Origin of the sequence: Acinetobacter sp. CIP 101966 (assembly GCF_000369725.1) — a bacterium.
Taxonomy (GTDB): Bacteria; Pseudomonadota; Gammaproteobacteria; order Pseudomonadales; family Moraxellaceae; genus Acinetobacter; species Acinetobacter lwoffii_Q.
In genome coordinates, this window is record NZ_KB850162.1 from 34,582 (window position 1) to 47,707 (window position 13,126).

The window sequence follows — 13,126 nt, forward strand, 5'->3', positions numbered from 1 at the left end:
TTTATAACATCATTTGGGGAGCAAAATATCACTTATAGGAGTTGTTCAAATTTACGGAGCCATCTCTTAATTGCGGAGGTAACGAATATCTTGTTTTTGTTGATCATTGAAATTAGGTGCTTGAGGGACTTGCTCATCCGCAAAATATCTATTGATCCATGCATAAATACAGGAAAGACGATGTGCCCCATCAATAATGTAAATATTGCCGTGTATATCTTTCCAATACAAAATGCATAAATTGATGTTTTGATCTTCTGTGCAATCCTCAATAAAGTTTGCAATTTCTTGCACATTCCAACATTCCGTAGAACGCTGGTTATCCGCTTTAAATAAACATTTGATGATGGAATGTTTTTCAAAATCAGTCAGTGCTACTTCAAAATTGTCACGCTGCATTGAAGGTGACATTTCTTCTGGCAACATAACTTTACGCTGAATAATATTGGTCAATAATCGTGTTGGACCCATTTTTATTTTCTCCAGACAACACTGTCCTACTTTCGCTCAAGTACGAAATTTGAAAGTGTATATAGTTCGATTTGGTTAAAGCGATGAATTAAATGACCGTCAATATTCAGTCAGCGCTAACAAAAGAAACCTAAGAGAAATGGGTACTTTTAAAATGATATTTTTCATATTGTAATCTCGTTGATCAATGTGAAATTTGCCAACATCTTTTCCACGAGATGGTGGCAAACCAAATAGGGGTGGAAATACCGCTCAACGAAACGGCCAGTCATAGACTGCCCTACTTGGCCTGCCATAAAGCATTGCCATGCAGACACAAAAGAGCCACTAAAAGTGACTCTTTAGCACGTTGAGATGCGGGTTTCCACGCCCGATTACAGATTTTGCTGTAATGTAATTATCATATGGGTATCTTTTTCTTTGGTCAAACCGAATTAGAATTTTTTTATTCATTTTTAAATAAAAAAATATAAATCGATAACATATGGATCAAATTGAAAGCAAAGAACAAATCAAAGTCGCTGATTCCTAGGCCCCTTAGGTTGAACGATATATGCTTAGGCTATTTGCACAAGGAAGGATGCTATACGGCTTCTAGCAGCATATTAAATGCAAGGTATGATGTAGTCAGGTAAATGATATTTATGCACACGTAGCTGTCTTGAACAAATTCACAGAATTTGGCTGCACTTATACCCAAATTGTCACTTGAATTTAGCTCAATTAGGGTAGCGCTGTCTTTCAAAACTTTATGTAATAAAGCGTGCGTAAGTCATATTTACTTAAATTCTGATATGATCTCTAATCACCAAATATCGTACACTCAACCATGCTAGTACCCATCGCACGGCGCTTAATGACGCTTGTTGAGACATAATTCTAAAATAATCATATTTATTATGTTTCATCACTATCGGAAAAAACTGATGTTCTGTAAGGATTGAAAGCATAGGTTCATCCTCTGCCGTAAAATGCATCAATACTTTTGTTACATTACTTTCATACAACCATTTTTTTATTAACCAATTATAAGTTTCTGATTGGTTTTGTTCTAAATAATCAAATCGCTCTAAAATCTCTTGTGCAGAATTAAAATCTACAGCACTGAGTAATTCAGGCAAACGTGCTAACTTTCCTTGTGTCGATAATGGATGTCTTCCTATATTTGAACCACGTTTACCTGACGGAATGTTTGCCATCATAATTAAAGCTTTCTTCCAGGACTCAATATCTAATCGTGGCTGCCCCTGCCCAGAAATAAGATACCGCTCAATATCTTCAAACTTTTGAAATAATTCGTGTTTAATTACTTTTCCAGTCGAATTCCCTCTTTTTTGAGCATAGATGACCCACCTCTGACTTTGTCTTTTTTTGAGTACATATTTTTCGATGGTGTCTCTCAACTCATATTTTAGATTACCATTCTGTTGATGAATCGCTTGGAAATGCCTGAATAAATTACTCCGACTCATGACTCGCTTAAAAAATGCAGTATGTAAATTGGGTTGCTGTTGTTGCATGCTATAGGCATAAGTAGCTAGAAATAAGATATGAATATAATGCTTTAATGTTGTTGATTCATGTAAATGTCCAAGCACTCGACTAATCGCCTTAATCCCTTGCCCAACCTGTCCTTCATTGCCTACTAGCGTATTAAATTGCTCATTCGATGGCATCCAAGTTTGTAGCCATGGCAGTTCTATTGTCAGCGCTTTAAAATCAACCACTGTTTGCAAACACTTTAAAGTATATGCACTTGCAAACGTATGTCTTAAATGATGTAAGCTGAGATCAATATCTCCAGTGGCTTTCTTTAATATTTGAGATATTTGATCAAAAAAAGGCCTATGCTCACTGTTCTCATCGGACATTAATATTGAATCTTTTTTATTCTGATAAATATCATCTAATCCCTTTTGAATCGTCTGACTTAATAAATTCATCGGAACAACACGTTCTGATCCAAGTGTTTTTAACTGATGCTCACCATAAGGACGAATTCGGAGCATATCCTCATCAATATCTAAGGGCCGTAAATGAAGTGTCTCTGAACGGCGTACACCCATCGCCGCAGATAAACGAAAATGACGCTGAATCTCTAGACGTAAAGCAGTATCATTCACCCCAGATTCTACAGATTGTAATATTTGAACGATCTGCCGCACTTCATTTTTTGAAAAAACCTTAGCACTTGCTTGATGCGCTGTACGCTTGTGTAACTTTATACGATCATCATTTAATTGAATTAAAAAATCTCTAAAGCGATTCCACGCAGCGAGATGCTTGCGGTGTGGAAAATGCTCTTGCGTCAACTCCATCCATTTTTGAAATACATCTTCATCAATCTGGCTATCTTTTGTTAAATCTTCTGAAAACCCCAATATACCTGCACTGACGATGGCCAAATGTAGATGAATCATATTTCGATTCTGTAGACTTAACTCTTCTGCATCACAGCGTAAAATCAGCCATCGCACAAAGCACGTTAATAAATTGACTGAGTAGTGATTCGTTTCATTATTGGCAAGCTGTTTAAGCCAAATGCTTGATCTAGATTCACCTTTTAGTTGCTGAATCATCGCTAAAATATCAGACAAATGTAGTTGCTCATCGTCTATTTCTATTTCACTTTCTGGCTCAGTGCTATCTAAATTTGTGGTTAATTTTTCATATTCGAATAAGCGTAATAATTCATTTATTGAAAGATCTTCAGTCAGGACTTGGCCTGATATATAACCTGCAATCAACGGAGTGCTATTTAACATCACATTTTGCTGTAAAGCTTTCAACCATTGAGCTAACGATAGAGTTGACTTAACCCCTATTTGTTTTAAATATGTATTAAAACACTTTTGCCAAGCCGTTCTTTGTTGATTTCTTGGCTGTGCTAAAATCTCTTTTAATCGGGGCTGTAGATACTGTCGGTCTACTAAAATTAACGTCGAGACATAAGGACTTAACATTACTGTACGGCGTATCTTTGTCACAGATCTATCATTATTCACTGTCAGTTCAACGAGCCGACTATTCCCCATAGCGACTATAGGCTGATCAGAAGCAATAAACTCTAACATTGCTTGTAAATGGCTTACTCTGCACAATTGTGAATACATCGAGAGTACAACCAGCAAACGTCCTATTTCAACATCACAATTTTGATGTTCAGGTAATTTTTTTAAATCCTCCTGAATAACATCAAGTAAGTTTTGTTCTATATAACACCATGTACTAAAACTATTTTCAGATGTCAGCCATGTACGATGAGCCTTTTGAGGTAGCTGAACGAATAAAGGAATTTTCGTTTTATCGCGAATATAAGCACAATATGCCTTGATCGCTTCTGGCAAATCAATGTTTGTATTTTTAGCTAAATGTGAAGCTAATACATGTCCAAGCTCTAAAGCTACTTGTGGCTCAGGATTTTCCTCAAAAATCAACGGACAATAGGACTCATACTCTGAGTTTTTCAGCCATTCTTTTACATCATTTTCTGAATATTGTATTCTCAGCTTCGTCTCTACTTGAGCTGTTTTAGTCTCTTGGGTTAAAACAAATATTGGAATATGCTTGATTTTTAAAAAATCAAAACCTTCAAGACATTCGAAACCTAATTGTTTTTGCAAGTTTTCTTGTACATCAAGCCACTGTTGTTGAAAAGCTGATACAGGAAATACAGATAACATATCCCATGGATGACGACCCCGTATCCAGTGCCCAAGTCCAGCGTCCTTGAACCGTCCAGGTAACTGATTATAATCAGAGCGAACCAACTTCCGTGCCCAATTTCTAACTAAACCTTCAATCTGATGAGGATCACAAAGTTGCACAGCATAAGATGATAAATCAACACGTGGTTCAACTTGCTCCCCTAGCATTCCCATCAAACCACGTAAACCTTGAATCTGTTTGATCAATGCTTGCGTCAATGGCACATAACGATCGGTTGATTCATCTTGATGATGTTTATCTTGAATCAATGCCCAGCCTTGCTGACTGATCCACTTTGGAAAGGGCTGCTTAATTCCTCGTCCTGCAGTTGCAAGATTCATCCATAATGCTGTATACAATGTTAAGTTATCAAAGAGCGTCTGCCAATCTTTCTGTTCGGCAGCATGATTTATGCTCTTTTTTATTCGTGTAATTTCATTTTGTATTTCAATAATCTTTATTCCAATTGGGCTACCCACCCGCTTATTGGAAGAGTATTTATATTCAGGAATATTAATTTTTATCGTGCTTAAACAAGCAGCCCAGAGTTGCTCAAGTTGCCTCTGTTCAAAAGAGGCATAATGAATCAAGTTATCATAATTTCGACCTGATGCATTCGTCACTGCTTTAACGACAGCTAAATCACCTTGGCTATGCTCATATAACAACCGTGGAAGAATATCTCGAATGCTTTTGAGGCTGATTTCTAGCTCTTGAGGTAAACGGTTAATCAGTTCACTCACGTCACGTTCAACTGCCATATGACGTCTTGTAATCCCAAGATTTTTGACTTGACTCACCAAATCATTGAGTTCACTTGGTAAAACCAAATGTAATTCATTGGTCCATGGCACATGAAATTTAGAATGTTCTGGTTTTTTTTTGAGTGTCGGTGTCCCTGCAAACACACTTAATACATATGCAGATAAAGTATGATTATACTGAATAGCAATATTATTCTGATCTGCATTTCGACTAAAACGAGGCGCTGTTAATTCAGTAACCGAACGTCCTGTGAGTAAACTCAATATTAAAGCTAATTTTGCGCGTAAGATTAAGCTGGCATCAGTATGAGATGGTTGACAGAGCCTAAATACTTCTTGAATTGAATTTAAGGACAATCGCGATTTGGTCCAAACTAAACCAACATTTGCAGCTTCAATATGTTGAGAAGTAGACTTAGATGCATAAAGCCCTCGAATTAAATCGGATTGTTCTGCCAAAAAAAATCTAAACAAGGGCTCCAATGGTGTTTCATCTTCTTCAATCTCATCATGCTCAAATACATCAGAGACTAGACCACGATGAATTTCATCTACATCCTCTAAAGGTTGGATAGCAATACTTAATGAACCATATCGTTGCAGGATCAATTTTTTGTGCTTTAACCCTATACAGTGTACAAACTTTGGACGTTTCTTCTTATTTTTTAGAGGATTGTTTTCCCAAATTTGGGATAAAAATAGCTTTAATGGATAAAAAACTTCTTTAAATCGTTTATCTTCAGAACGATCGGACATTGAACGAATCCATTGTTCCGGTCCGTTTTGAGTGATTAAGTCTTTGACTCGTTCTAAAATATCCTCATGACTTGGATCACCCAACAGCCTAATCGCTAAAAAGGCGTTATACACACGAGATCCTTTTTGACCTTTCAGCTTTATGCTTCCATCACCCTTTAAATAACTACTATAAAGCCCTAGGGTATGTACTTTTTTTTGAAAGTGAAAGATTTGGTCTAAAAACCACCTTATTACCGTATTAAAACTCTCATTATTTTGACTTATTCCTGCTTGAATCAATAGCAAGTCACAAATACCACTGTCTCCAGTGTAGGGGCGTAATGGCGTAAGTATATTATTTCTATCTGTTGTTTCTGAGAAGAAATGTGAATATTTCTCAGCATCCTGTAATCTACTAATGATCTTTAACGTATTAAGCTCATCACGAAATTCTGATAATTCATCATCCCCAATCAATGTGAAGATTCGCTGACAAATGACAACAATGCCAGCTAAGCTATAGTGTGCACGCAACAAAAATAATGCTTGGATCAGTTCTTTTTCTTCTATATTTTCATTCTGATTAATACATTCTAGGAGCTTCTTGAAATAACTTTTCATGAACTACTCCGAATACGATAGACTCTTGCCTTCTTCAAGTCTGTTAAAGCCAAAGCAACTTCTGCCATTGGTGCCACACGAACAATTTGCTGCTGATATTTTTGATAAAGTTCCTCCAGTCGAGGTAAAAATACAGAAAAGTTAGCTAAATGAAAATATGGTTGCACAGACTTGCCCAGCTCTTTCACTTTAATTCTTTCTAATGGCAAAAGCTTCTGGGCGATATAACCAGCTAAAACATTTTCGATTAAAAAATTACCACTCACCACCGGTGATGCCCAATTAACCAATTCTTGAACAAAGGAAATCGGCAGCTTTTTCAAAAAATGCTGTGTATTTAAAAATAAAATCATTTCTTCTGGATCTAAACTCTTTAGTCGAAGTTGGCCTGCAACCACCATCTTGTCCTGTGCTTTATCCACTTTAGCCCAGTGTCTTCTTTTCACACTATCCTTTAGAGTTTTTACCTTACATAAGTCCCTATCGACAGCAAGCAGTAACTTACGATATATCGCGAGCAGTAGTAATGCTTGATTTTTAATTTTTTCTGAAAACTCCCCGCTCATTTCCTCATTGAGTAACATCATTTTCAAAACTAAAACTGGGCATGGTTTTTCAAACCTGCCTTCAGAAATTGTTAATGCATCAATGAGCAATGGTGTCATCATTTTTTTCTGCACAGGGAAGTTATTTTTAGCGTCACAATAGTAGAATAACACAGTCCCAAAATTAACAAAATTAAATCAAATAAATTTTATATTTAATAAAAAAGTATTTGATTTATATAATTTATTTACTAACTTTATTTTTATACTAATTCATCAGCGGCGATATCTTCTTCGACCGCTTCGTCCCAAAGATGGATTTGTTTGGCCGTTAAGTGTTCATTCTTCTGGGCGAACTTATGCCGTTTAAACTGCGCAAGTTCATGCTCGTATTTTTGATTGAGAATAGAGAGAGATTTAACTTTAGAATCTAATTGCTGATTGGTGACTTCAAGATGTTTAACTCTGGCATCTAATTGCTGATTTGATTGTTCCAGTTGTTGTTTTGATTATGCTAAAGACTGATGCTGCATCGCCAATTGCCGGGTAAATTCCAGCAGTTGTTCATGGGGCAGTTGGCTTAAATCAGGCAGCGTATTCATGGCCGCAGTATGCTTGAGGTCATGACGCAGAGGAAATAGAATGTTTGGAGAATAGCAGAATGGCCGAGCTTGGTTTAGAGCATTGTTACCACTTGCTGCAGACCGATTCTTTGCCAAGCTAAACCTTGGATCAGTGCTTGTAAGTGCTCCGGGCTGAGGGCCACGGTTTCACCCTGGTGAACTTTAGCCCAGTGGAATTTTCCCTGTTCCAGCCGCCGGGCACACAGCCAGATGCCCAGTCCATAATGCACCAGCACTTTCATGCGATGGTCACGTTTGTATTACAGAATAGGTAAGCACAATGCGGTTTGATATAGCCAAAGGCTCTCAGCACCTGAGCCATGACAGTATCCATACCTGCTCGCATATCCAGAGGTTGGGTAGACAGCCAAATTTCATCGATACGGATCATGTTGCAAGTGCCTTGAGTAATTCTCCTAAAGCAGATATTTCTGATACTTGCCATTTCAAGCCAATTTCTGATTTTGAGTGGGGTAAAGTAATTTGAACCGTTAACATGTCAGTAGGAGTAGGATCTAATGGTGCAGAGCAAGATAAAGCAATAAATGCAGGTTTATTCGGTAGTGGTGAGCGATCATTTCTCTAGCTTACCATCAATTAAGCGAATCCAGTTGGATAGGGGATTTGTATTCAATCCATGTTGCAAAGCGACTGAAGCAATTGAAACGTCCGGTGCTTTACAAGCCTGAACGATCTGCTGTTTAAATTCAGCACTGCATGTTCTTCGTTTTTTCTCAAGAGATGTGATGGATGTCCTAGGGTGTGTTGACACTTTTAGCTTAAAAAAATAGCGAAGTAGTAAAATCAAATCGCCAAACCCAATTTTACTATTCGCTATGCCTCGTACCATGCTGACAGATCAACACTGGCAAAAGTTGAAAGTTATTCTGCGTAATTTATCCATTCACCACAACTCAAATTTACGCAATTTTATTGAAGCTATTCTCTATAGAATTAGAACAGGCTGTCCGTGGCGAGATATTCCTTCTTGTTTTGGTCATTCAAACTCTATTTTCAAACGTTTTAATCGTTGGTCAAGCAGCGGTAAGTTACTTAGATTATTCAAATTACTAGCCTCATGCCCCGATATGGAGTGGATTTTTATTGATGGCTCTCATGTACGTGCTCATCAACATTCTGCCGGCATAGCGAATCAATCTATTTCTAAAAGTGCAGGAGGAAACTCCTCAAAAATACATTTGATTGTTGATGCACATGGCAATCCTATTGATTTCATGATTACCGATGGAACCACACATGATGTTAAAGTTGCACCTGATTTAATATCAACATTAGATTTAAAAGAGACAAAAGTGGTATGTGCAGATAAAGGCTATGATTCAGAACCACTGCGTGAACAGATCAGGAAAACAGGGACTAAAGCGAATATACCAAAGAAAACAAATAGCCAATCAAACAATGACCATATGGACTGGTGTTTATATAAAATCAGGCATTTAGTTGAAAATATGTTTTGTAGATTAAAGCAATTTAGAGGAATAGCTACTCGATATGACAAGCTCAAAAGAAATTATCAAAGTTCTGTTGCTTTAGCCTGTATATTTTTATGGCTACCTTTATAGGGTTAATTATGAACAGTAAATGTCAACAGACCCTAGTTATTTGTAGTCATAAATTTAGTCCCCACTTGTTTTTAAGTGGGGACTAAATTAAGGCTTATAGGATGAATTCATAAGGTGTGTTCAGCGAACACTTACGTTTTGAATAGATTTAAGGAATTAGGCAGACCTCATACCCAAGTTGTCACTTGAATTTGGATAACTTAGGGAAGATCTATATCTAAAGCCTTTATCCAACAGAGTCGTTTTTATCCTAGGGTCCTTACCACTTGTATTCTTTACAAACATATATCTAAAAAAGTGTAGCAAGTTGCTACACTTTTTTAGATAAGCTCTTTACCAAAAATATCATTCAGTCTTTCACGAATACTTTGAACGAATTCCGGATTATTTTTAAGTTTATGCTTCATATTTCGTTTAAAGTCATTCAGGCCCATACCAATTTCAGCAAAATCCATTTGGAATAAAGTGTCATTAATGACAATATTTGCTTGAGAGTCAGTGAGACATCCTACTTTTTTGAACCACTTCTTGAATTGCTGATAATTTTCATCATTATTAAAAATATACCAAGAACGTATATTCGTATCGAATTTCGCCCCCAATTCTTTTACGAATGCATTGTCTTCAAATGGAACATCAAGATAGATTTTTTCAATTACTGCAATTTCATCCGGTGCTTTATCAGCAACCCGATGATGCAGTTTAAAATTCACACCCACAATTGGACGGCCTTTCTTAACGGTTTCATATTCCAATTGTAGATCTGTATTTTCGTTAATTTCTGCCACTATTTTGTCTAATACATAGCGTCTAAAATCTACCCAGCGATCATATTTGGTTTCATTAATATCAATCAGTGCTTTCAAGTTTTCCAAAAGTAATGGCACTTCATAACTCTTTTGGTTGGCGTACTTGAATTCGTTTTTAATGAAATACGTATAAAGACTCATACTGGCAACAGAATCCAGGGCAAAAAGATGTTTTAGCTGGTAGGTAGTAAAATTCCCCCCAGCCAGTTGAGTGAAATACGGTAACACCTCACTGGTAAAACGAATCTGAATCGCATTTTTAGAGTCATCTTCCCATCTTAACTCACGGATAATGGGAACGACAGAATGTACTTTTTTAGTCTTTCTCTTACCATCATCAGCAGGCTCCTCAATAATAAAATGAGCCACCCGAGATGAAAGTTCTTTATAGATCCGGTCTATTGCAACATTAATTGAATTGCGTTTATTCAATCCTAGTAAATCTGCCAGATCATCCTTATACAAATAAATATAGGTTTGTTCAGTGATTTCACCATTTACCCTATTTTTCTCACTATAATTCGCAACTGCCATTGCATATAGAAGCGCCTTGTATTCATTGGCTGATAACTCGATTGGGCGAATTAAACGGTTACTGGTACTGACAACGCCATTATGGCGAATGTTGCCTATACAGTAAGGAATATAATTCGATTCTTCTTGCAATGGTTCAGATTCTGTCATAACCGTGATATTTATAATTTGACTTAGTTTTTATATACAAAAGTGGAAAAACTTTCAAGACTTTCACCACAAGATTCTAAAAGTGGAAGGCTTGTCATCAAAAAAAAGCGTTTTAGCCGGTTTTTTGCCTTTAAAGTGGAATTAAATATAATATTTCCACCCTATAGTGACAGACCTTCCACCTTTAGCCCCGAAATTACAGTTCAGAATGCCTATTTTTAGTTTTTTTCATCCGCATTCAGGTTGGTTAAGTCAGATAGAAACCCTGATGTGACGAGGCTTCCACCTTTCCGTTAGATTTGAAAGGTATAACTGCACATATAATCATCAGGAAATATCCAATAAAAATAGATTATCCACAGGTCAAGAATATACAGTGACAACCTTTCCACCTTTAAAGCTTGGTTACAAGACTTTATTAACAGCTTAAATCATTGTTTTTTAAATTACTTTTAAATAAAAATAGCAGTTTAAAAAATAGCAGTGACAAACCTTCCACCCTAGTGACAGACCTTCCACTTTACAGTGACAGACCTTCCACTTTACGGTGACAAACCTTCCACCTTACAGTGACAGACCTTCCACTTTACGGTGACAAACCTTCCACTTTACGGTGACAAACCTTCCACCTTTAAAATTCCAAGCATTTGTTTTATATGATAAAAATATGCTCCTAATTATTAATTAGCTAAATAACTAATTATTCTAATTATTAATTAAGCTAGCTTAGTTAAAGATTTATTTTTTAAGCTGTTTTACATCTGAACAAATAGGATTTATAAATTTAAAAACTATAGTAAGATGAGTGAAAGTTATTTATATTACTAGACATTCAAATACGGAAGCATCTGACACGCATGTCTGCAAAAATTATTACTGTTGCTAACCATAAAGGCGGATGTGGTAAAACAACGACTGTTGTGCACCTAGCCTCAGAACTTGCCAATCTGGGCAACAAAGTTTTAGTCATTGATTTAGATCCTCAAGCAAACGCAAGTTTACACATTGGGATCCAACATCCAAGCGAAATTGTTGTGACTACAGCAGAATTACTGGTGGGCGATATTTCGTTGTTGGCAGATGCATTACAAGAAGAAACGAACTTTGAAAAAGTATCATTAATTTATGGTTCCTTGAATTTAGGAAAAACAGAAGACCAACTAAAAGAAGAAGCTCCCCGTCCTTCTGAAGAGTTAAATATCAAGCTAGAACTGTTAAAAGATCTTTATGACTTCATATTGATTGATTGTCCACCTAGTCTTAAATTATTAACCAGCAATGCGCTGGCATCTTCAACCCATGTCATTATCCCTATCGAATCCGGATCACAATATGGACTGTATGGGGTAACAGATCTTTTAAACCATCTTGAAAAGATCAAACGTATTAATCCAAATTTAGAGCTTTTAGGCGCTTTACTGATTAAGCATGATGAACGTCAGAATGTTTGTAAATTGATTCGGGATGAAGCCTTGAAACAGGTGGGCAAAATTTTAGAAACTACCATTCCTCAAAGTACTAAAGTCAATCAAGCAGCGATTCTGCAACAATCACTTTTGAAAGTAGAAAAAAATTCAAAAGTACGTAAGGCTTTTGAAAGCCTTGCCAATGAAATTGTAGCGAAAGTTTAAACCTGAGAGCATTATGGCAAGCACCAAAGAGCTTTTAGCTCAGAAACTGAAACAGAATACAGAAAAACACCAGCAAGCACAGAAAGACAATATTAAAGAGCTGAAAGAGTTTAGACGTAATGTCCCTATTGAGGATATCAGCCGCAGTCCAAACCAGCCACGTAAAGTCTTTGAAGAGTCACTGTTAAAAGAACTGGCGGATTCCATTGATGAAATCGGCCTTTTGCAGCCCATTACAGTGCGTAAACTGGATAATCTGAAATATGAACTCATTGCAGGCGAGCGACGCTTACGGGCGCATCAGTTACTCGGCAAGTCTGTGATTGAAGCCATTATCATTGATGCAAATAATGTAGAAGCGTCTTTGTTAACCCTAGCAGAGAATTTAAAGCGTCAGGATCTGACAGATTATGAGATTTTTATTGGCCTGAACTCACTTGATGAGAAATTAAAGAAAAACAAGCAACGTTTAGCCAATTCACTGGGTTTAAATCGCGAAGATATGTACAAGTATTTAGCGTACGAAAAACTGCCTCAAGCAATTTTAAATGACCTTGATGTGGAACCAGGCCTGCTAGGTCGTACTGCTGCAACTGCATTCAAAAAATTTCTGTCGGATCATATAGAGCAACTTTCTGAGGCCGAAAAGGCTTTGCTAGGGGCTTGGGAAAAAGTAAAAGACAAAAAACTAGAGCAAAGTAAAGTTACTGCCTATGCTGAAAAAATATTGAGTCAGGATCCAGGAAAACTGACCACAACATCTGTGGTTAGAAAAATTGAATATGCAGGTAAGATTGCGGGGAATATCAAACTCAATCAAAAACAGCTTAAGGTTTCTCTGAATATCTCGGAAATTGACGAAGCTAGTCTCTTACAACTAGAAGATTTTTTAAAACAGCTTATTCAGAAAAGTGAAAAAGTGTAGCAAGTTGCTACACTTTTTTTGACA

The 13,126-nt window shown here is 36.7% G+C and carries 8 protein-coding genes and 3 pseudogenes; 3 read left to right on the forward strand and 8 right to left on the reverse strand.

From position 1 onward, the window contains the following. Positions 1-69 precede the first annotated feature (69 nt). From F891_RS14685 to F891_RS18490, 7 genes and pseudogenes are all read right to left on the reverse strand, one after another. Positions 70-471, reverse strand: a pseudogene (locus tag F891_RS14685) (hypothetical protein); the annotation flags it as partial. 782 nt (positions 472-1,253) lie between these two features. Then, on the reverse strand, positions 1,254-6,302 hold the full coding sequence (locus F891_RS14690) for a tyrosine-type recombinase/integrase (RefSeq protein WP_005100797.1): 5,049 nt from the start codon (positions 6,300-6,302) through the stop codon (positions 1,254-1,256). Beyond that, on the reverse strand, positions 6,299-6,970 hold the full coding sequence (locus F891_RS14695; RefSeq protein WP_034439774.1) for a hypothetical protein: 672 nt from the start codon (positions 6,968-6,970) through the stop codon (positions 6,299-6,301). The genes F891_RS14690 and F891_RS14695 overlap by 4 nt, the downstream gene beginning before the upstream one ends. Before the next feature lie 146 nt (positions 6,971-7,116). Continuing rightward, positions 7,117-7,449 (reverse strand): annotated as a pseudogene (locus F891_RS17100) (IS66 family transposase); the annotation flags it as partial. Between the two features lie 74 nt (positions 7,450-7,523). Further along, entirely contained in the window at positions 7,524-7,712 is a 189-nt protein-coding gene (tnpB, locus tag F891_RS14705; protein ID WP_005100789.1) for an IS66 family insertion sequence element accessory protein TnpB, read from the reverse strand. Beyond that, on the reverse strand, positions 7,709-7,861 hold the full coding sequence (locus tag F891_RS17915; protein ID WP_004647769.1) for an IS66 family insertion sequence element accessory protein TnpB: 153 nt from the start codon (positions 7,859-7,861) through the stop codon (positions 7,709-7,711). Before F891_RS17915 ends, tnpB begins: the two co-directional genes overlap by 4 nt. Continuing rightward, a pseudogene (locus F891_RS18490) lies at positions 7,858-8,242 on the reverse strand (transposase). The gene F891_RS17915 and the pseudogene F891_RS18490 overlap by 4 nt, the downstream one beginning before the upstream one ends. A 64-nt stretch (positions 8,243-8,306) precedes the next feature. On the opposite strand from F891_RS18490, the gene F891_RS14720 reads away from it, so the two are divergent. Further along, complete coding sequence (locus tag F891_RS14720) at positions 8,307-9,053, forward strand: IS5-like element ISAba31 family transposase (RefSeq protein WP_005264244.1); 747 nt, start codon at positions 8,307-8,309, stop codon at positions 9,051-9,053. Positions 9,054-9,373: 320 nt separating this feature from the next. Here F891_RS14720 and F891_RS14725 read toward each other — a convergent pair whose 3' ends face one another. Beyond that, positions 9,374-10,546 carry a replication initiation protein gene (locus tag F891_RS14725; protein ID WP_004281973.1) on the reverse strand — a complete coding sequence of 391 codons (1,173 nt, stop codon included), beginning with the start codon at positions 10,544-10,546 and terminating at the stop codon, positions 9,374-9,376. Positions 10,547-11,403: 857 nt separating this feature from the next. On the opposite strand from F891_RS14725, the gene F891_RS14730 reads away from it, so the two are divergent. Together F891_RS14730 and F891_RS14735 are read left to right on the forward strand one after the other, a co-directional pair. Then, positions 11,404-12,177 (forward strand): ParA family protein, encoded by a 774-nt coding sequence (locus tag F891_RS14730; RefSeq protein WP_004281972.1) that lies wholly within the window; start codon positions 11,404-11,406, stop codon positions 12,175-12,177. Positions 12,178-12,190: 13 nt separating this feature from the next. Beyond that, entirely contained in the window at positions 12,191-13,102 is a 912-nt protein-coding gene (locus tag F891_RS14735) for a ParB/RepB/Spo0J family partition protein (protein ID WP_004281971.1), read from the forward strand. Positions 13,103-13,126 lie beyond the last annotated feature (24 nt).